Genomic DNA, 20,241 nt, shown 5'->3' with positions numbered 1-20,241 from the left:
TGCTTATATTGTGATATCAGGAACGTTGAATTATCGCCACTTTTCGTTCCATAAGCTTTTCTACGGCGGCGTTTTGCTTGTCAATATTGAGTTGCGGATCAAAGTCCAAAACGCGATTGCAAGATTCGAGACTGGCAAATTGATTTAAACATTCACCAAGCTCTCTTTTAGAGCTTGTTCGCGTCATACTGCTTTCTGATGAGGAGAGTAGGGTGACTTTACGGCCATGAAACGTTCCTTGCGGCACTGCATCACTTTGCTGCGCTTGTTGAACGTCATGAACCGATGAATTGGTGTATGTGGATTGGATGTCATTGGACATAAAGACACCTAAACTCTCAAGTCTAAAGTTTGTGGCATCGGTGGTGCCTCATCAATGGTTACATGAGAAGACAATAACGCTTCCCACGACTCGCTGTGCGTCAGCAATTCTGCTAAAGCTGTTTCAAAATATTCGTAATCCAGTCGCCTAATGTTAATGAGTCGGTTTAAACATAGGACATGTCGGTGGTTATCTAAACTAAAAAATAACTGGTGCTCAGGCCAGTGATAATTAAAGGCCAAGAAAGAGCGATAGAGATCGGAATTTACAATTTGAAGGCCAACAATCTCAGCTTCGAGCTGCAGAGTTGTCGATTCAGGATGAAAGATGATATGCACCCTTAGATTATCATCAAAGGCTAAGCTTACTTCATTTTCCGTTAGATGCAGTGCAGGCAAGCCTATTTGATGAGCAAACTTTAGCAAAATCTCATCGATAGTTTGGCGTGCTGACATAGGAATAGTCCCTTTTGAAATTTTATCAAGGAAAATATTAGATGTATCTCTTCATGTTTATCAATATTAGTCGGTTGTTATTATATTTTAGCTTTTAAATGTGTTGAGAGAAATAGAACGGCAAAATTAAATGTGTTCAGATGCATATCTCAAAGGTAATGAGATATATGAATATCATTTTTCTCTAATGAACTTCAATTAAGGAAAGAATGAAAGAGAGCAGAAACTGTTTTTGAAATTACAGTCCATGTTAACTACGTGTTGTTGAAAAATGCGATTTATTGTCCGCTTGTAGTATAAATATAAGTTGATCTTTTATATTTTTACATAAAGAATTGTGTGAATTTCAAATGAGCTAGATTATATAAAATACGTTTATGGGGTCATAATGAACAATTCTATATGGGCTGGTTTTATTGGGTTATTCATACTGAGTGGGTGCAGTCAGACTGTGTCCGTTAATGGGGTGGATGGCTTTGATACACAGAGTCAGGCATCAGTCTATGGTTGGGTTTCTGTCGACGGCTACTTTCCACCTTCGATTACTTCTCTTGAAGTGGAAATATGTAAAATTATTGATAATCAATGTTTTAAATCGGCATCTCAGAGCTACCAAGGCGTTCAGTTGCCTGTGCAGTATTCGTTTTTAATTGCACCAATTCAAGCTGGTGAAGGAAAAATGAAGATTATTGGAAAGCTTTATTCAAACGGTGAGCTCGTTGCGGAAAAAGAAAAGAACTATTTATTTTTAGAGGGAAATAAACAAGAAAACTTGATTCTTGTTCCAAAAATAAACAGATAAAATTTTAAGTACTACATTTTTATTAGAATTTTCTAATTTATAAAAATAAAGACTATATCTTTCCTTTTGTGAAAGATTTGTTGTCTTTTATAAACATTAATTACATGACTTTGAAGTCATCGGGTCAGTTGTTTTTTAGACTCATACTTGTTGCAAAAACAGTATTTTTTATGATTATATCTCGCTCCTTGAACACGTTGGTTTGGCGTTTTAGGCTATAAAACATACATTTTTATGATTTTGGAAATTTAATTTTGTTCTCGAAACGATGCCGAAATCTATTTAATTGTATTCTAATGTATAACAAAACAACCAAACTTAAATAACCAAATGATATTTAAGTTTTGGCTAATGATAAACGCTATCTGATAAAAATAATAAAGACGGACAGCAGAAATTTACTAAGTCAAACTTTTACCTTTAGGTAAAGGTAATGCTTGGGTTATTCGCTAATTATTCGGGGGGTATGGTAAGTGATAGAACTTCTATGCTCTTTTCTTTGCTTCTTTAATTCATACAGCAGTACTTAGAAATAACAACAATCAAAGTAGTGCTTTGAAAGTTTCTCAACATTTGCACTGAGAAACTCAAAATAATGAAGGGTAGAAAATGGATGTGTCAGGCCAACTAAACTCAGAAAGGGTCGACTCGAGTTCACGAAAAATTCGTAGTTTTTCCTGCTATGAAAAATCTGACGAAGTATTTCACTCAGACCAGTCTCACATTGTTGTCGTTCACAATGGTCAGCTTCGAGTTCAAACAGGTGATTGCACAATCGATGTTGCTGCAGAAAATGGGGTATTTCTATCCCAAGGGGATTACTTGTTAGAGTACTCTCCGCTAGATGGGGCATACAAAGCGTCGATCATTGCCTACGACAATGAACTCGTTAGTCAGTTGCTGCAAAAACACAGTGATCTTTTGATGATGCTGCCTAAGGTAGACAAAGTTTGTTCTGGTTTGTTTACTTTTGGTTTGAACATACTCGTTGAACAAGTGCTTTCTAGCATGCAGACGCTTGAGCAACAAGCGTACCCTGATGCCATTATGTGCCTAAAATACGAAGAACTACTCATTCTCTTGCTACACAGCAAAGGAGGAGAATCACTGTATGCGTTGCTGTCACAACAAACAAACCGTACGTCGGAACGGTTACGTCGATTTATGGAACAGCATTACTTAAAAGAATGGAAGTTGACAGACTACGCGCAGGAGTTTGGTGCCAGCTTAACCACTTTTAAAGAGCTTTTTAATGAGCACTATGGCATTTCTCCAAGAGCTTGGATCAGTGAGCGTCGACTACTGCATGCTCATAAACTGCTGTTGACGAGCAAGATGAGCATCGTAGATGTGGCGATGGAGGCAGGGTTTTCCAGCCAGTCTTACTTTACGCAGAGTTACCGTCGTCGTTTTGGAACGACCCCAAGCCGCGTACGTTCGGGAGACGATCAAGTGGCTATCGCGAAATGAAATGACTTGGGACTAAAATTTTCTGACTAATTTTGAAAGTCACTCACCAGTGTAAATTCTATTATGTATCGTGTAACAACGAACGATTAAAAATTATTACATCTCTTTCTTTCTGGATTGTTCGAAAGGGGTGCGGAGACGAACATAAATGAAAAAGCAGCATTGGCGACGCCGTTCGCTTTTTCCAGACAGCATAGTGACACAGCGGAAAGTGACTGTTTTACAAAGAGGAGCTCGTTATGAAAGCGCCTCGAAACCTACGCAGGATCTCAATGTTGTGCACGTCAATCACCGACAATTGTTGAGTGAAGGCGTCATAAATTATGAGCAGTTATCTTTACTTCAACGCTTGTTGGATAGAAATGTCGTCGATAGCCTGTGCGCTAGCCAGTTAGTAAAAACGTATCAAAAACTTGGTGCTTCGATAGACCGGTTTGCCATGCGTTTATTTTTGGAAATTGGATCGCAGCTCAGTGATAGCAGCACAATCACAACGTTCGAACAAAGGCTGGACTACATCAACTCTCGTCTGGGCTTTCGCTTTAATTTGGCTGTCCCAAAAACGTTGATGCTTTGTTTCCATTTATCACTCAACGAGTGGATTAACCGACAAGTCGATCAAAGTGCTCTTCATGCTTCGATTAAAGTTGAACAACTTATCAATCAACTCGATATTCAGAAGGAATATTGGTCGAAGCTATCAGGGGAAGACACCAGTGCCGTCTTTGTTCAACAGCAACTCGATCTTATTAAGAGCCAGCAGCATCAACTTAAAAAGCAACTTGGGACGTTAAGCGAACAACAGTTGCAAGTGATTGAATGTCATCGTTTGTTAATTGAGAAGTGGCAACCGTCTTTAGACGAGCTGAAAGGGTTCGCGGAGTACACCTCGACAACCGAACAATTTATTTCTGAGTGGAAAAATTGGTGTTCGGAAGTACGACTTGAAGCCCCTGAGCTGAACGAAGTTTGGGATGCATGCGATGTGGTTTACAACGACCAAAATGCGGTTGCGAAAGTATGGCAATGGTTCAAGAACATGCAAACTGTTGGTGATATCGATCACTACTATTTTGATACTCAAAGTGGTCAGTGCGGCCAGGCTTGCAATCACCTCAGCCAGATCTAAATAGGGCGTTAAATGTTAGATAAGATGATGAAATCTTTAGCGGAAGCGCTAAAGGTAGGGGATTTTATTGCCTCAGAAAATGGTTCTTACAACATCGAGGTTGACCAGTTATCACTGACCATCAAGCAACGTGCGTCATGGATTTTATGGGAAGCGACGTTACCCTTCCAATTTAAAGAGCATCTAGATTATCAACAAGAACAAGCGTTACAACGTTGCATGCAGCTCTCATTAAAAACCATTCGTGCGGATGGCGGCGTACTGACAACCAATGATGATCAGCAATTGATTTTGCAAAGTAAAGTACGGGTTGAGGACTGTTCGGTGGAACGGTTCTCTGCTTTGCTTTCTAAGCACGTCAATCTATGTGAGCGTTACATTGCATTATTGGAACAAGAACGTGTGAACCACACAATCAACCATACAGTGTGGTTACCATGATGCTAAAAATCTTTCCCAACATTAGACGTGCTGCAACAAAGGCATTGCTATGCGCAGTGAGTGTTGTTCCTTTGGGATATGCGCAAGCAACAGACTTACACTGGCCCGAACAACCGTTCCGCTACTATGCAGATAACGACTCATTAAAAGAGTTGTTGAATAACTTCGGTGCAAATTATCGTGTCTCGGTTTCTGTTAGTGACAAAGTCAACGATCGAGTGAATGGGCGTTTTACCCCTGAAGATCCGGCGGAATTCCTCGATTACTTATCGCAAGTGTACAACTTGATGTGGTATTTCGATGGTGCCGTCTTACATGTCTATAAGGCGACAGAAACTCGCTCACGTTTACTTCAATTGGAATTACTTACGGCTAGAGAGCTACGCAGTACGTTAATTTCCACCGGCGTTTGGGATTCTCGTTATGGTTGGAGAGCGGCTGAGAGCAAAGGGTTAGTCTATCTTGCGGGTCCTCCACGTTATGTCGACTTAGTGGTACAAACGGCGGAGGCATTGGAAACGCGCTTGCTGCAGAAATCGAATTCAACCGACGAATTATTCGTTGAGATAATTCCTTTGAAGTACGCTTCTGCAACGGATAGAGAAATTGCATATCGAGATCAGACAATTACGGTCCCTGGCATCGCATCGGTGTTAAAACGGGTCGTGTCTGGTGTTCAAACGCAAGTGGCGAGTGCGTCTAGCAAAGAAGTTACCAGTTCAGATAAGCCTGTAAAAAGTAATAAAACCGCCTCAGTTCATGGTGGCGCAACAGTTGAAGCAGAGCCGGGTCTTAATGCGATTATCGTTCGTGATACTCAAGCACGATTACCGCTCTATCGTAAACTGGTCGCGCAATTAGACCAGCCGCAATCAAGAATTGAAGTCGCGCTATCGATTGTCGATATCAGTGCCAACGATTTAAGTCAGTTAGGCGTGGATTGGCGAGCGGGAGTGTCTGTCGGAAACAACCGCATTGTCGATATCAAAACAACAGGGGATGTGAATTCGGGGGATGTGACGCTCGGCAGTGGACAGAACTTTAAGTCCTTGCTTGATTCAACCAACCTAAATTACTTGCTGGCTCAAATTCGTTTATTGGAATCCAAAGGCAGTGCTCAAGTGGTTTCAAGACCAACATTGTTAACTCAGGAAAATGTCGAAGCGGTACTGAACAACAGCAGCACGTTTTACGTCAAGCTGGTTGGTAAAGAAACCGCAGCGCTGGAAGAGGTCACGTATGGCACGTTACTGAGAATTGTCCCACGTATCGTTGGTGATAGATTTGCTGCACGACCTGAAATTAACCTGAGCCTTCATCTCGAAGACGGTGCAAAGATCGCTGATGGTGGCGTCGATGATCTTCCTTCCGTTCGTAAAACTGAAATCAGCACCTTAGCGACGGTTAAACAAGGGCAAAGCTTACTTATCGGTGGTGTGTACCGAGATGAAGTGAGCCATCAGTTACGTAAAGTGCCATTGCTAGGAGACATCCCATATTTAGGCGCGCTGTTTAGAAGTAATACCAACACTAAGCGCCGCACAGTACGAATGTTTATTTTAGAACCTCGAATTGTTGTGGATGGTATTGGCGATAGTGTGTTGATTGGCAACGAATATGACTTGCGACCAAGTATCGGCAAGCTTAACAACATCTCCAACAATAGCGCTGAATTTAAATCGGTAGTGGAAGTATATAGCTGCACATCGAGGGTTCAAGCCGAGCGCTATCAACAAGACTTATTGTCACAGCAAAAGTCGTCTCAATTAACGCAGTGCCAATTACCAACAGGGCAAAAGGGTTGGCGGGTGAAAGTATTGGAATGTGATGACTCACAAAGTGAGTGTGTGCGCCCTTCAGAGGAGTCTTAACCGCGATGCAGCAATGGAAAATTCGTATTTTATCAGGCGTGCATACCGGAGTAGAAGTCACCTTACCTGAAGGTGCTCTCGTGCTTGGCAGTGACGACTTTATTGCTGATCTTGTACTGTCTGATGCTGGGGTCGAAGCGAACCATTTCACCCTCGTTTGCCAGCAAGACTCGGTCATTTTACGAGGCTGCGAAGAGGCAAATATTAACAGTGAAGACATCGCTGTTGCAGGTGATGGTATCGAGTTGTCACGCCATGCTGTTGTCTCGGTCGGCGTTGTGAAGTTCGCTCTGGGATACGCGGAAGATGCGTTAATTGTGAGTAACGTCAGCGACGAATCTAGCCAACAGAATACACCTGTGGTTGCTGTGCAACGCTCTAGCTGGAAAAAAACAACGCTCATCGCTTTGCTTTGTAGTTTTGTCCCGAGTGTCATTTTTGCCGGTATGTGGTACAGCCAAGCTAACGGAAACAACAATGAAATTGTTACAGAAGCAGAACCCATTGTTTTGGTACGTAACATCTTAGGCGAGCTCAAACTTAGCGACGTTCGCGTGGAATGGAATGCCGCCGCACGCCAAGCAGTCTTAGAGGGCTATGTTGAAGACCGAACACAGAAACTCGATTTGCTTGGTCGAATTGATGTATTGGGCATCAATTACAAAAGTGACTTAAGAACGATGGAAGAAATCCGTCGCGGGGTTCGATTTATTTTGCGCAACCTCGGCTATCACCAAGTGAAAGTCGAAAATGGCGATGAGACCGGCACACTGCTGCTGACGGGCTATATCGATGATGCAAGCCGCTGGAACCAAGTTGAACAAATCTTGGAGCGAGACGTGCCGGGTCTTATTGCGTGGAAGGTTGAACTGCAGCGAGCGGGTGCCTACATGGATACGCTAAAAGCGTTATTAACGGATGCGGAGCTACTGAAGAAAGTCCAGTTGGTCACCAGCGGTGATCGCATCGAAGTTCGTGGTGAGCTTGATGATATCGAAACGACTCGATTTTACGGTGTGACCCGAGACTTCCGGGAACAATATGGTGAGAAACCGTACTTAGTTTTGAAATCCATACCTAAGGTGAGTAAAGGCACCAACATCGATTTCCCGTTTCGTAGCGTTAACTTTGGCCAGGTTCCATATGTGATTCTGACCGATAACGTTCGCTATATGGTCGGTGCAAGAACGCCTCAGGGCTACCGAATATCCAGTGTTACACCTGCTGGTATTGAGTTGGTTAAAGGCGGGCGGGTGATAACAATAGAACTTGGATATGAAGGCGAGACGAACAATGACAAATCTTGAACAAATTTTAAATAACGACACAAACGGTGCGGAAGTGCACAAGATTAAGAGCAAGCTCTTAGAAGCACAAGCGGTGGTGAAACGTCAGTTGGATTTAGGGTGCTCACCACAGCAGTACCAATTGCTACTCAAACAGTATGAAGCTTACACAGCCGCCCATGCGGTCGTTGAATCATACGAAGCTAACTAAAAAATACGAGGAAGTCTTATGTCATTTTACGATGCTAGTAACAGTGTAAACCTTGATGATGTTAAAGCTAAGTTAGAACAACAAGCGAAAGATGCCAACACAGAAGTGACGGCAGCCATCAAGAACCTAGAAACCAATGCCGATGATCCATCAAAGCTTGCCGAGCTTCAGCACGCGATCAACAAATGGTCTGTTGTTTACAATATCAATGCGACCACCACTCGTGCGATTAAAGATGTGATGCAGTCGATTCTCCAGAAGGTGTAAAGCATGGAACGAGAAACGCGCCAACTGCTGGCTGAAATCGCGCTGATGGCAACAGGTATGCATCGTCATCAAGAAGCCAACACGATTGCAGACGGCCTTGAAGCAAGCTCAGGTTCTGAAGAGACCGTTGCGATGATTCGTGCAATGAGCCTCATGAATAAAGGCTTGTATGAAGAGGCTCATCAATTACTCGAACCACTTTGTAACGCCTATCCAGATCTGATCAGCTTAGCGGCTCTTGCTTCTGCCAAAGCCGGTTTACTGAGCAAAGCGGAAAGCTGGGTAGAACTTGCGTCACAAGGAAGCGAAGAAAGCCAAGCATTTGCTGCGAGCTTTTCTCAGGACATTAGGAATCTTGGATGATAATTGATTCGAGTAACCTAGGTCTTCAACACCAATCTTTGCGTCAGTCGGAGTCGCGCCATTATGAGCGGAGCGATGAAGACAAGATGAAAGCACTCATGGAGCGAAGTGACAAGCAAGAGCAAGTTTCACATGTTTCTCCAAAAGAGACGCTAGAGAAAACAGAAGCGAAACTGGCGGAGATCAAAGCGTGGTATGAATCATTAAAAGACGCAGAGGTTGTCAGTAAACAAAGTGTCTTATCGTCGTTAAATGAAGCGTTTTCCGACCCTCAAGTTAAACGAGAGGCAATGTGGTACGCCTTTCATGAGGCGAAGAGTGCAAAAGGCAACGAGCAGCCACAATCTGATTTGTTAAAGGTGTTGAAGCAGGAGTTACTAGGGAATTTTTCGGGACAGCTTATTGCCGAACCACCTGCTGATAAAACAGCACTAAAAGCAATGCTAGCGCAGCATTTTCCACTGGGTGCCCAGAAAGAACAAGCCTTATGGCATTGCTGGGCAGAGTTGAGGTCGTTACCTGATATGGCATCAACACTGGACATGGTTCGTGATGAACTTAGCTTCATGATCCAAAAAAATGCGATGGTGAAAAACATCATGACTCACAGTCACAAGTTAGATTTATCTTAGGAGTACATATGATAAACACGCAGTACACCGAGGTGATGCAAACCAACATTGATAAGTTGCAGGATGCGCAAGTCGAAGACGGTTTAAGCGAACGTTTTGAGCAAGCCATGTCGGTTCCCGAGGCAAGTAATGGCCTGGAGGGAGGTTTGCTAGAAAACATCAGCGAGTTGAAAAACACTATCGATAACGCGAAAAGTAACCTGCAAGACAACATGAAGATGGTGGGTGATGATCCGGCGCAATTACTGCAAATGCAGTGGGCGCTGACACGCATTACTTTTCAAGAAGAGCTGATCGCGAAAACCGTGGGTAAAACCACACAAAACGTAGAAACCTTATTGAAGGCACAATAGTGATGATGAATAAAATGAGAGCAGTTTTCATCATGCTCACGTTGTTTCTGGTAGGTTGTCAGACCGAGCTATACACCAACGTTACTCAGAAAGAGGGTAATGAGATGTTGTCGATCTTACTATCCGAAGGTGTCGTTGCAACAAAAGAACCTGACAAAGACAACACCGTCAAGTTAATGGTAGACAGTTCTCAAATCGCCTTCGCGGTAGATGCGCTAAAGCGAAAAGGTTATCCAAGAGAGCAGTTTTCTACACTGAAAGAGGTGTTTCCTAAAGACGATTTGATCTCGTCACCATTAGCAGAACGAGCCCGTTTGGTGTACGCGAAATCTCAAGAGCTCTCGTCAACCTTATCTCAGATTGATGGCGTGCTGGTGGCACGTGTTCATGTTGTTTTGGAAGATCAAGATCTGCGTCCAGGAGAGCGCCCAACTCCAGCTTCTGCCTCCGTATTTATTAAACACGCAGCAGATATTGCGCTTGATTCATATGTTCCGCAGATCAAATTATTAGTGAACAATAGCATTGAGGGGCTGAACTACGATCGAATCAGCGTAGTGATGGTACCCTCATCAGAGGTTCGAGTTGCTACTCAAAACAATCAATTTAAAAGCATTTTGTCGGTTCAGGTCACCAAAGAGACGGCGAATAATCTTATCGCCATTTTGGTGTTCTTGGTAGCGGCACTCATCGGCTCAAATATCGCTACTTTTACATGGTGTCGTAGGAACACGAAGCGTGGTTAAACCAGAAACACCACTCGCGCAGGTACAACACCAGTTTAACTATGCGCCTTGCCAGTACATCCATAGAAGTTGGATAGAGCAAAAGCAGCCTTGGTTACTAAATATCGAAGGCTGGAGAGATAACCCCATGTTTAACCAATGGTGCATAAATGAGTGGGCGTTATCTCCCGTTCCTGAGACGGCTTTTAACAAACCTTGCCATAGCTTGGCGTTGCTCCCAGCGGATGCGTTGAACCAACTCGTATTGATGGTGGGCGGAGCTTTACATTGTGTGGCAATGCGAGGCGTTGTTTTAAAACGCCCGAAACAGGTTCTGAACAACGTTTTTGGTTTGGAAGGCGCTCGGTTCTTAATTCAAAACGGGCCTATGCTGTTATCCAGCTGGCCGCAAGGCTGGCAGCGTTCGTTACCAGAACTATTGGATGAAAGGTCTGTTGAAGCAAGTATGAGGGCGCTGGGATATTTTTGGATGAGGTTTATTTTGATTAACTCACCGGAAGATGTTGTTCTTCGTTGGCAATTCAAATTAGAAAAGCAACTTAGCGAAAACGCAGAAACAGCTAACTGGTTGGAAGCGGATCAACGAGATCTGGCGTATCGACTCACAAAAAAAATCGCAAAACAGGTTATTCCTCAATGGTTTCATTTGTTGAAATAAAAACAGACAATTTGCAGCTGGCACCTGGCTTAAAGGTGCTGAAAGCGAAAGATTATGCCAGTTATCTGGATTCGCAACACTTAGTTGAAGCCGCGAACTCCAAAGCTGAAAGCATCATTGCTAATGCCCAACAAGCCTACGAAACCGAAAAACAACGTGGTTATCAAGATGGCCTTGCACAAGCCAAGATTGAAAATGCGCAAACGATGGTTGAAACCTTAGCACGTTGTAATGACTACTATCAGCAAGTCGAAGAAAAAATGACAGGTGTGGTGTTAGAAGCAGTACGTAAGATCATCGATACCTTCGATGATGTCGATACCACGGTGAGTGTAGTTCGAGAAGCGTTGCAACTGGTGAGTAACCAAAAGCAGGTCATTTTACATGTCCACCCAGAGCAGGTTGTTGAGGTGAGAGAAAAGGTGGCTGGTGTATTAAGTGATTTCCCTGAAGTCGGTTACGTTGACGTGGTAGCAGATGCGCGCTTGAAAAATGGAGGCTGCATTTTGGAAACAGAAGTTGGGATCATCGACGCCAGTATTGATGGACAGCTGCATGCATTAAAGCAAGCCATGGTGAAGCAGCTCAGCGAGCGTAAAATTACGATTCATGAATAAACCTCAAAAACTCAGCACTTGCTGAGTTTTTTCATTTTAATGCCTTTAAACAAAAAAAATCCGACCATTTCTAAAATATTCACTGCCATAAATCCTTAAGAATACACCTAAGAAAGCTGCTTAGTTGATAAGTGTTGCAACCAAGCAGCGCCTCTAAAACAACAAAAATAGGATTATTTAGTCGAATGGCTAATGGATTTATAACTTCTTTACTGACAGATTTTGCCAGCCGCTGCCAATTGGAGCCGTTGGTTTTTGATGAGGATGATTGTTGCCATCTACTCGTTGAGCAAAACACAGCAATCACAATTCGTGCACAAGAAGATCGTGTGACGCTTATCGGGCTAATTTCAGGTGATAAACCGAGTGCTGATATTTTGCATCAACATATGAAAGGTGCCTTAACGCAAGGCTCTCCAGCGGTATGCTGGGAGGAAGAGACCGGATATATCGGTTTCATACACCTGCCTCAGCAACTGCTAACTGCATCTTTTTTCGATGAGTCATTTGCGAATTTCATCGAGTGGTTAAAAAGTGCGAATACACAAGAAGTAACCAATAAAACAACCGAAGTACCGGAAACGAATACCACTCATTTTTCCACATTAAGGGTTTAAAACATGATCAGTTTTGGAAGTGTTAGCGCGTTGCAGGCCGCCATGCCGCAAGCTCGTAACGAGATACTTAACGAAGGTAAGCTGAGTATTGGTGGCAAAGAATACCAAATCAACGCAGCGACCCAAGAATTTACTCGCGCCAATCCTACGAATGGTGCAGTAGCGCGATTTTTTGAAGCGACAGGAAAACTGTTTCGCGAAGGTAGCCCACAATCGGTAGCGAAAGCCCTTACAAAAGCCGTATTTGATAATGAGCAAGGACAAGCTCAGCGTTTACAAGCTGCTTCTTCTGTTGAGCATGGACAAATGTTCTTCAAAGATGGAAGCATAAAAACCGCATCAGATGTCTTAAATGCCTTTGCGAAGTTAGACAGTAAATCAGTTCAGTCGAACTCTGCTGAGCTAAACCAGTTAGCTGAGCGAGCGATGACAGAGGCAATGTTAGAAACCGATTCTGGTAAAAACCTCACATCACTGATTGGCGAAAGTGCAGCGAAGTTGCTTGCTGGACGTGTAGTAAAAGACTACGGCGGTGGTGTATCTGCAGCGCAGAAAAACCCGGCAGGTAGCATTAATCAAATGCAAGCGGTGTTTGATATGGAGGTGATGCATCTTAAATCGGCGCAACGTCATATCGAAGGTCTAGCAAGCACCGATCTAAGCCAAGGTGTATACGCTGAAGGACTGGCAGAGGACGCGTTTAACAAAAGTGGCGTAACCAATAATGTTGAAAGAGCTGCGGCGTGGATCATTAATGCTTCTAACTCTAAAGGAAACGATGCCGAAAATATTACGTCTTTACTGAAAGAATACGCGTCTAATGGTAAAGATTTATTGAATATGGAAAACCTAAAAGAGCTACACGCTCGATTGGTGCCTAATGTTGAGCGTGATTACCGAGGGCCAAATATTTCGGGTGGCACTTTGCCTTCAAGTATTGGCGGTGAGGGCATGTTAAAGCAGCACATTGAAGGCTTTTTGAAAGAGAACCCTGTAGAAGATAAAGACTTAGGTAAGCATTTGTTCGCCGGAGTTATCGGGTACCATGGCTTTACCGATGGAAATGGTCGCATGGGTCGCATGCTATACGCGATAGCAGAACTTCGTAACGACTCGTTCAATCCTTTAGCTATGGATGCAGAAAATAGCCTTCACGGTATTAAGTGATTTTTTACTTCTATTTAATTTTTGGAGCGGCGATTGCCGCTCTTTTATTTTCCAGCTTAACCTTAATTTTTCTTCTCAATAAAACGGCTAATAGCAATAAAAATGAGACGTTGAAATAAAGTGTCGGTTTCTATCTCGCCATAAAATCTCTTTTATCCTTATTCGCTTATTTAAATGAGCCGTTATACCCAAGTGGCTTCGCTGCAATAAATATATCGATGTCACTTAGTTATAATAAATTAGACAGGACACAACATGGATACAGGAAAGATTAATATGCTTCTCTCTGAGCTAGGAGAAGTGCTGAACCTTGAGCGCGTGACAGCGTATGACAATCAAATGTGGTCACTGCATTTTGCTGAAAACAACAGTGTCGATGTTCTGCTCGTAGAGGAAAAAGGCGAGTTATTGATTTCCAAAAACCTGCTTATAGAACAAGATGATATTACGCTAGATAAACTTCAAGTTTTACTTGAATACAACTTCTTGTATCGAGAAACAGGTGGTGTGCAGTTTTGTGTGAATCCAACACGCAAAGACGTTGTTCTTCAAGTTGCTATCGCGGCTGGAAGTGAACTCACCAACATTGCTAACTTAATCATTCAGTTGAACGAATTAGTTGATACTTGGGGACAGTTATTTCAAAACAACACGGTTGTAGATTTTAGCCAAACAGACGTACACGCATTTATTCAAGTTTAAGGCATCACACATGGTCAATATTAATACATCGCAAATGCACTCGTTGAGTCAGTTAACGTCACATTTGGCGACACAAAATCAAGCTGACGACAAAGAGGTTCGAGCACACAACGGTAAAGATATTTTTGTTAAAGAGGGCGCACCAAAAAATAAAAGTATCAGCGCGCGTATTAGCCACCAGAATAAAGCGAAAGATATTGTAGTGAACCTGCTTACTAAGCAGGGTATTCCTAAAGATGTTGCGAAGCTGATGCTGAAAAATGTGTTGAACGGTGAAAACAAGTTAACGCTTGGGAGCCTGAAAAATCTTGAGAGATTGTCGTCTGGTCCTAGCTCAAATTGGCCCACTTCACAAACGGCAGCCTCTTCTTCCAAAACCAATAAAGCCTCATCGAGTGTCGCGCTTATCAACGAACATAAAGCCAACCTTCAAAAGCTTGGTGATTTTGCCTGTACGGACTTAAATACGTTCGGTGTTAAGGGGTCACAGTTTTATGAAACAAAAGGAAAGCCACGACTAAAAGAGCTTCACGCGGATCAAGCGCGAATCATGCAAGATCACAGAGCGACGATGTCCGCAAACGGAGTTCAAGCTGCAGCACAAAGAGGAACCGCACCGCAATTAAGCACTCTACAGAACATTGCTAAGGCAGTACAAACCGCGAAAGCTGGCTGCTGTACTACATTTGCCTTTGCTGCCGCCGCTGAGATGATTCAAGGCATGTCAGGAACACCTGAAAGTGAACCCAAAGTAGAAGTGGTTGCGTTTAAAAAGGGTCATTCAGGTACACACCTTTATGTACTGGTTGGTCGACAAGAGGGGAGCGACATAAAAGATCCATCAACGTGGAGTAAGGATGTGAAAATTGTTGACCCGTGGGCGACATCTGCATTCGGTGCACCAATGTTTGGAGATGCACAACGACCACCTGTTTCGAATATGTTCCCGCCAACAGAAGTCATTTTTGATAGCCATAAACTGGGTTAGTCACTCTGCAAAAGAAGTGAGCAAATACACCATGCTAAGCATCTAACCTTTATTGAAAGAGCAGCTCTGAGCTGCTCTTTTTTATTACTCTGGCAACTCGATTTTAGAGCGAGATTTCTGCGGAAAACCTCACAATGAAGGCGAAAAAGTGACAAAAATAAAGCCATTACCGACATCGTTCAATCTGCAATCGTTGTTCAATAGAGTTATTGAAACAAAAGGAAAAAGTTATGAACACGATTCAACAACTGCTCTTGGAGTTTTGCCAACTCAATGAGTTGCCCGAACTGAATTTTGAAGAAAATGAACGTTGTCAGCTACTGGTCGATGATCGCTACATGTTGTATTTCATCGCGACAGATACGGATGATTTGATGTTGTCTGTAACGTTCGGAGGGTTAGAAAAATCCGGTGAACAACGACTAAAAGGTTTAGAGCTTCTTGCTCATGCTAACTATCAAGGAATTGGTAGTGGCAACCTCGCACTTGCTTTGGCTCCAAACGGTCGACAGCTTGTCTTAGCAGGACGTAAACCCGTTGAGCATCTAAATACGACGAACCTTACCGCTTGGTTTCACGAAGTTATTGAACAGGCCGAGCTGTGGCAAGCGCGTTTCGCAATGTTGGATCAAGCGATTCCAACCACCTCTAATCATGAACAAGCTCATGTTCAATCACTTCGTGTGTAGGAGAGAAAAATGGTTAATACAACACAAAAAATCAGCCAAAGCCCAGTACCTGATCTAGAACAGTTTCGTGCAGTTGCTGCGCAAAAAGATGATCGAGTGATCAGTAAAAGAGGTGAAGTAAAAGAACCTTCCACATTCCACAAAGGTCATAAGTTTGCTTCTATTCACGAAGGCGTATTGAGAAGCAAATACACTAAGTTTTTCCAAGAAAACATCAAAACTCACCTTGATTTAAAGCAGGCGCTACTTAAGCAAGAAAAACCTGAGGTTGCGCTGTTGGCTTACTCCCTAGTGAGTCCTTCAGGCTATCGCGGTGAGCCACTTACTGAGCGTAAAATCTTAGAAGTTGTCAGCCTATTGGATGAAATAAAAGTGAGCAGCGATACGTACCAGCAGCTTAAAAATACGTTTGATGCGATCAGCAAAGATCCGCGTATGCAGGTGAGTTTAGAAGCCCAGTATCCAGGAAAAATGGATGGCTTCGCTGCTGAACTGTTACAGATGGGCAAAGAAAAGCTAAAAGGTTCTGGTGTGAACGCCGTTATTAACTTGGCATTACCTGGCGTTGGCTTATTGATTTCTACAGGTAGAGAGTTGCACAAAGCGGCCGTAAATGGTGATGCTGAGGCTTACCATCATCAGTTAGAACAAATTTCACAGCTGCCAGGGCGAGATCAACGTCTTTCTATGCCGATGCAGCAAACCTTGGCTCAAGGTCATGCGATACTGTCGGCTGAAGGTGGCATTGGAGCTACGTTAGGTATGGCGACGGGGAGCCTGGGCACGTTCGGTGTTAGCTCTGTAGCAACGGTGGGCGTCACACCGATAGCAAAAGAGGCAATCGGTTCTGCGGCAACGACTGCTATCATGAGCGGCGGTGGTTTTGTGGCGAACCAAGCTGGAGCATACGGACTAAATACAGAAGTCAAAGAACAACTCATGCAAGGTGAGATGTCTGGTGTTTTACCAAGGCTTGAAGTTTCTAATGCCAAAGGAGACTTTACCTTCAGTATGCAAGATCCGGCTTCTGTCCGCGCATTAATGGCGTACCTTGGTCCTAAGGAGAATACTGTAATGACTTCTCCTCAAGCGCCTAAAGAGGCACAAGAGATGGAAACCGCTCGATTAACACTGAAAAAGATGTTGGGTTCAGAGCCAAGTGAGCACTTGGTTCCTGATGTAGACTCTATCTTGAAGCTAAGCCCAGAGGATGCACCAAGTAAAACCGAGTCTATTGCTAACGGGGCGTTTAAAAAACTGTTAGGAGAAGATTGGGATTGGCTCATGCCAGCTGTTCGAGCGATTGATAAAGGGGAAGCAAGTAAAATAAACGAAAAGCTCACCTACAAGCTCCCCCTAGATGCAGCAAACGGACGAGTTTATCTTGATAAATGCCCAAACCTGAGTGACGTCCAATTAGATGCGCTAGAAAAACTAGGCTCACCAAGTCAATTGCGATTGATGTACTTGGCAGAAGGCTGGGTGTAATTTCAAATGGTAAAGTAGGGAGTAGGTGCTGCTCCTTACTTTATCTACCGTCAGCGTTCCTTTTTGGGGCTGGCTAATATCGGTTTAATTTAACTTTTCGACTGAAGAAACAAACACACAAGTGTCAACGTTATACCAACCCAACCAATGAAAGAAATTTCTTCCCCAACAATCGCAACTGCTAGTGCTGCTGCGATAACAGGTTCAAATAGCGTGAGTATGCTAGCTCCACTGGCTGTAACAAACCGTAGCCCAAACCCAAAAGCGACGTAACCTAACCCCATTGGAATCAAGGCCATGTAGAGCATGACCGTCGTATTAGTTGACGATGCAAATAGATTATCACCCGTGATGAAAAGTGTTGGTAGAAGCAAAACTCCACCAATACCAAAAACACTTCCCATGGCCGTTTGCGATTCAATGCCGTGGTCAATCATAGCCTTTACTCCCCATGAGTAAATGGCGTACGTCAAACCTGCCAATAGGCCAAGTAATACACCCCAATGCTTCATATCCTGATCAAATAAGCTATTTGCGGATGACTCAGAAGCCAGCAACAAGGTAATGCCAATGACCCCGATTGCGAAACTCATCATCCAGAGCTTGGTTATGGTCTGATTTCGGCTAAAGAGACACTCTAACAAAGCAGAAAAGAAAGGAGCAGTGGAGATAGAAATAACCGTACCAATAGCCACACCAGCGAATCGCATTGATGAATAAAAAGCCAGTGGGTAGGTGGCTAAGGCGATAATACTAATCAGTAACGTTTTCTTCTTATGTACGACTTTTCGAAAATCTCTCTTCAGTGACTTCGCAGATAGACATGCTTGCATAAACCCACCAATACCCATAGAAAATGCGCCAATGGCGAGAGCACTGACATCCGGTGCCAAGCTGGCAGCGGTGCCCGTCGTTCCCCACAGGGTTGAAGCAAAAAGTATGGATAAAGTTCCTAATTGATAGTCGGTGAAATGTTTTTTTAACACTGTAATTTCTACCTAGTGAATGGCTGTTTTAGGGTAGAAAGAATAAAAGAAAGCGATAGAGATTTTTGTGCTGAAAAGACGGAATACTTGTTCCAGAAGACTATTTTAGTGACTATCGGGAAAACTCTCTAGGAGACATACCAAAATGCATTGAAAACCGTCGACTAAACGCGGAAAGGTCACTATAACCAACTCGTTCAGCTATCAACTGAACTGGAAGGTCTGTATGAGTCAGTAGTGCTTTGGCTTTTTCCATACGTTGTAGTGTAATGTACTTATGGACGCTCACTTTTAGCTGCTCTTTAAAAAGCTTTTTAAACTGCGTCGGACTCAAGCAAGCGGCATTCGCTAACGAGGCAATGGTGAGTGGCTGATCAAGCTGCTCGGCGATCAAAACCTGTACATCTCGAATACGCGAATCCACGGAGCGAGACCGCTTTTGCTGCTCCAGCAACAGATAGAAGGTTGCAACCATTGAGTTTTCAATTTCATCATTAACCTGATACTCAAGTTGCTTTTCGACAAACTGGATAAAGCTCAGTAGAGGCGGGCTAATCGAAAACACAGCCACACTATTATCCATCAAATGAGTGGGCAAAGTGGTCATATCCGCAACAATAAAGCGTGATGACTCTTCGGCATTAAACCCGTGAGCACAACTTTTGGGGATGACTATGCAGTCGCCAACCGCCACCTTTCCGACATAGCTATCCATATCAATATGTATGTTGCCCTGGAGAGGAAGCACCAGTTGATGATAATCACTATGAGTATGTCGGCTCATACGTTTCGTGTAGGAGCGAATGCTTAAGCTAGATTTCATAAAAACAACATACAGTTAAAGGATACCGCATTATAGCGTTGAAAGTATCGAGGTTGAAAGCTGGGCAGTTGTAAGCCCAGATCTTGAATGGGATGTGGTTTGTTAGTCCGCCTCGGACTCTAACGAAGCCAACCAACGAAGCACTTCCGCAGTTGCCTCAATAAGATCGCTTGGGATGTACTGGTCGACGTTACCGTCGGCGTATAGTGCACGAGCAAGAGGGACTTTTTGCATCACAGGCACGCCTTCCTCTTTAGCGATTGCGACCATACGTTTGGCTACCGCATCGGTTTCCATCAAAGTGATGACGGGCAGGGGCGTTTCGCCTTTCTTGTAATAAAGGCCAACCGCGATATGTGTTGGGTTTGTAACTAATACATTAGAACGTTTAACGTTTTCGCGTTGATTGGAGGCTTGTAGCTCTTGGTGCAACTGACGACGTTTGCTTTTTATTTCTGGACTGCCTTCCATCTCTTTGTATTCGCGTTTCACTTCGTCCTTGCTCATTTTGAGCTTTTTCGTGTGATCAAATTTCTGGTACGCAAAATCTGCGGCAGCGATGACGATGAAGCCTACCGAAGAGATAATCATTAATTGTTTAATCATGACGCCAGTAATGGTCGGGACACATTCTAGCCCACAAGTTGGAATTTGCATTAAAGCGTTGATGTTACCGCATAATGTCACCCAGATAATGCAGGAAAGAAGAGAGACTTTAAGGATCGACTTGATAAACTCAATCACACTCTTAAGGGAAAAAATGCGTTTGGCCCCTTCGACGGGATTGATCTTTTTGATGTCGGGTTTAACGGATTCACCACTAAATAGGAATCCGAACTGCCCCATATTGGAAAAGATGGCGACGAGTGCAGCAACCAGAATAATCGGAGCGAGTAGATAGGCAATTTCTTTTGCGATGGCGATAGCGACATCGACTAGCGCATCTTGGAAACCCTGATAAGCAAGCTTACTTGGTAGGAGAATAAGCGCTGAGATGTGCGACATGTAATAATCGGCGAACGCAAACAGTACAATTATGAGCGCCAAAATTAATGCAGACGATACGATTTCTTGGCTTTTGGCAACCTGACCTTTCTGTCGAGCATCGCGTAACTTTTTTGCGGTGGGTTGCTCTGTTTTTTCTGCACTCATAAAGAA

The 20,241-nt window shown here is 43.5% G+C and carries 25 protein-coding genes; 20 read left to right on the top strand and 5 right to left on the bottom strand.

From position 1 onward, the window contains the following. Window positions 1–16 precede the first annotated feature (16 nt). Both exsE2 and exsC read right to left on the bottom strand, forming a co-directional pair. Window positions 17–322, bottom strand: coding sequence for a T3SS regulon translocated regulator ExsE2 (gene exsE2 / locus R7O13_RS18760; RefSeq protein ID WP_005377171.1), 306 nt, complete (start codon window positions 320–322; stop codon window positions 17–19). 8 nt (window positions 323–330) lie between these two features. Next, the gene (gene exsC / locus R7O13_RS18755; RefSeq protein WP_005377174.1) at window positions 331–777 is read right to left on the bottom strand and encodes a type III secretion system regulatory chaperone ExsC; all 447 of its coding nucleotides are present in this window, start codon (window positions 775–777) and stop codon (window positions 331–333) included. A gap of 388 nt (window positions 778–1,165) precedes the next feature. Here exsC and R7O13_RS18750 point away from each other — a divergent pair, with 388 nt between their 5' ends. The 20 genes from R7O13_RS18750 (at window position 1,166) to R7O13_RS18655 (ending at window position 17,274) form a co-directional block, all read left to right on the top strand. After that, window positions 1,166–1,579 (top strand): YscW family type III secretion system pilotin, encoded by a 414-nt coding sequence (locus tag R7O13_RS18750; protein WP_017821348.1) that lies wholly within the window; start codon window positions 1,166–1,168, stop codon window positions 1,577–1,579. Between the two features lie 609 nt (window positions 1,580–2,188). Next, a complete protein-coding gene (locus R7O13_RS18745; protein ID WP_005377191.1) occupies window positions 2,189–3,049 on the top strand; it encodes an AraC family transcriptional regulator in 861 nt (286 codons plus the stop codon). A gap of 148 nt (window positions 3,050–3,197) precedes the next feature. Then, the gene (locus R7O13_RS18740) at window positions 3,198–4,178 is read left to right on the top strand and encodes a T3SS regulon anti-activator ExsD domain-containing protein (protein WP_005377193.1); all 981 of its coding nucleotides are present in this window, start codon (window positions 3,198–3,200) and stop codon (window positions 4,176–4,178) included. 12 nt (window positions 4,179–4,190) lie between these two features. Continuing rightward, window positions 4,191–4,619 (top strand): YscB family type III secretion system chaperone, encoded by a 429-nt coding sequence (locus R7O13_RS18735; protein ID WP_053307002.1) that lies wholly within the window; start codon window positions 4,191–4,193, stop codon window positions 4,617–4,619. Then, window positions 4,616–6,490 (top strand): type III secretion system outer membrane ring subunit SctC, encoded by a 1,875-nt coding sequence (gene sctC, locus R7O13_RS18730; RefSeq protein WP_161441215.1) that lies wholly within the window; start codon window positions 4,616–4,618, stop codon window positions 6,488–6,490. The genes R7O13_RS18735 and sctC overlap by 4 nt, the downstream gene beginning before the upstream one ends. A 5-nt stretch (window positions 6,491–6,495) precedes the next feature. Further along, window positions 6,496–7,797, top strand: a complete 1,302-nt coding sequence (sctD, locus tag R7O13_RS18725) for a type III secretion system inner membrane ring subunit SctD (RefSeq protein WP_005377197.1) — start codon at window positions 6,496–6,498, stop codon at window positions 7,795–7,797. Beyond that, window positions 7,784–7,987, top strand: coding sequence for an EscE/YscE/SsaE family type III secretion system needle protein co-chaperone (locus R7O13_RS18720; protein ID WP_005377198.1), 204 nt, complete (start codon window positions 7,784–7,786; stop codon window positions 7,985–7,987). The genes sctD and R7O13_RS18720 overlap by 14 nt, the downstream gene beginning before the upstream one ends. A gap of 18 nt (window positions 7,988–8,005) precedes the next feature. After that, window positions 8,006–8,254 (top strand): type III secretion system needle filament subunit SctF, encoded by a 249-nt coding sequence (gene sctF / locus R7O13_RS18715; protein WP_005377199.1) that lies wholly within the window; start codon window positions 8,006–8,008, stop codon window positions 8,252–8,254. Window positions 8,255–8,257: 3 nt separating this feature from the next. Beyond that, window positions 8,258–8,617, top strand: a complete 360-nt coding sequence (locus tag R7O13_RS18710; protein WP_005377200.1) for a YscG family type III secretion system chaperone — start codon at window positions 8,258–8,260, stop codon at window positions 8,615–8,617. Beyond that, window positions 8,614–9,249: a YopR family T3SS polymerization control protein gene (locus R7O13_RS18705; protein WP_318304442.1), complete on the top strand. Its 636-nt coding sequence runs from the start codon at window positions 8,614–8,616 to the stop codon at window positions 9,247–9,249. Before R7O13_RS18710 ends, R7O13_RS18705 begins: the two co-directional genes overlap by 4 nt. Window positions 9,250–9,257: 8 nt before the next feature. Beyond that, window positions 9,258–9,602, top strand: coding sequence for a type III secretion system inner rod subunit SctI (gene sctI / locus R7O13_RS18700; protein WP_005387149.1), 345 nt, complete (start codon window positions 9,258–9,260; stop codon window positions 9,600–9,602). Further along, the gene (sctJ, locus tag R7O13_RS18695; RefSeq protein ID WP_086012989.1) at window positions 9,602–10,348 is read left to right on the top strand and encodes a type III secretion system inner membrane ring lipoprotein SctJ; all 747 of its coding nucleotides are present in this window, start codon (window positions 9,602–9,604) and stop codon (window positions 10,346–10,348) included. The genes sctI and sctJ overlap by 1 nt, the downstream gene beginning before the upstream one ends. Continuing rightward, complete coding sequence (gene vscK, locus R7O13_RS18690) at window positions 10,341–11,006, top strand: SctK family type III secretion system sorting platform protein VscK (protein WP_005387147.1); 666 nt, start codon at window positions 10,341–10,343, stop codon at window positions 11,004–11,006. The genes sctJ and vscK overlap by 8 nt, the downstream gene beginning before the upstream one ends. Then, a complete protein-coding gene (locus tag R7O13_RS18685; RefSeq protein WP_005387146.1) occupies window positions 10,985–11,623 on the top strand; it encodes an HrpE/YscL family type III secretion apparatus protein in 639 nt (212 codons plus the stop codon). Before vscK ends, R7O13_RS18685 begins: the two co-directional genes overlap by 22 nt. Window positions 11,624–11,754: 131 nt before the next feature. Next, entirely contained in the window at window positions 11,755–12,240 is a 486-nt protein-coding gene (locus R7O13_RS18680; protein ID WP_258512499.1) for a type III secretion system chaperone, read from the top strand. 3 nt (window positions 12,241–12,243) lie between these two features. Then, complete coding sequence (locus tag R7O13_RS18675; RefSeq protein WP_062730560.1) at window positions 12,244–13,407, top strand: VopS family T3SS effector adenosine monophosphate-protein transferase; 1,164 nt, start codon at window positions 12,244–12,246, stop codon at window positions 13,405–13,407. Between the two features lie 255 nt (window positions 13,408–13,662). Beyond that, a complete protein-coding gene (locus tag R7O13_RS18670) occupies window positions 13,663–14,109 on the top strand; it encodes a type III secretion system chaperone (RefSeq protein WP_021707758.1) in 447 nt (148 codons plus the stop codon). 10 nt (window positions 14,110–14,119) lie between these two features. After that, window positions 14,120–15,097, top strand: coding sequence for a type III secretion system effector VopR (gene vopR, locus R7O13_RS18665; protein ID WP_005377210.1), 978 nt, complete (start codon window positions 14,120–14,122; stop codon window positions 15,095–15,097). Window positions 15,098–15,327: 230 nt separating this feature from the next. Next, window positions 15,328–15,786 (top strand): CesT family type III secretion system chaperone, encoded by a 459-nt coding sequence (locus R7O13_RS18660; RefSeq protein WP_005377211.1) that lies wholly within the window; start codon window positions 15,328–15,330, stop codon window positions 15,784–15,786. A 9-nt stretch (window positions 15,787–15,795) separates the two neighbouring features. After that, the gene (locus R7O13_RS18655; protein ID WP_318304439.1) at window positions 15,796–17,274 is read left to right on the top strand and encodes a CesT family type III secretion system chaperone; all 1,479 of its coding nucleotides are present in this window, start codon (window positions 15,796–15,798) and stop codon (window positions 17,272–17,274) included. Between the two features lie 89 nt (window positions 17,275–17,363). Here R7O13_RS18655 and R7O13_RS18650 read toward each other — a convergent pair whose 3' ends face one another. From R7O13_RS18650 to vscU, 3 genes are all read right to left on the bottom strand, one after another. Beyond that, window positions 17,364–18,266: a DMT family transporter gene (locus tag R7O13_RS18650; protein WP_412125721.1), complete on the bottom strand. Its 903-nt coding sequence runs from the start codon at window positions 18,264–18,266 to the stop codon at window positions 17,364–17,366. 106 nt (window positions 18,267–18,372) lie between these two features. Then, the gene (locus R7O13_RS18645) at window positions 18,373–19,083 is read right to left on the bottom strand and encodes a helix-turn-helix domain-containing protein (protein ID WP_054576983.1); all 711 of its coding nucleotides are present in this window, start codon (window positions 19,081–19,083) and stop codon (window positions 18,373–18,375) included. A 102-nt stretch (window positions 19,084–19,185) separates the two neighbouring features. Next, a complete protein-coding gene (vscU, locus tag R7O13_RS18640; protein WP_318304437.1) occupies window positions 19,186–20,235 on the bottom strand; it encodes a SctU family type III secretion system export apparatus subunit VscU in 1,050 nt (349 codons plus the stop codon). Between the last annotated feature and the right edge of the window lie 6 nt (window positions 20,236–20,241).

The sequence above is a fragment of the Vibrio sp. Y176 genome (genome assembly GCF_033438945.1).
The sequence above is the reverse complement of the archived record's forward strand: the minus strand, read 5'-3'. Positions and strand labels throughout refer to the sequence as shown.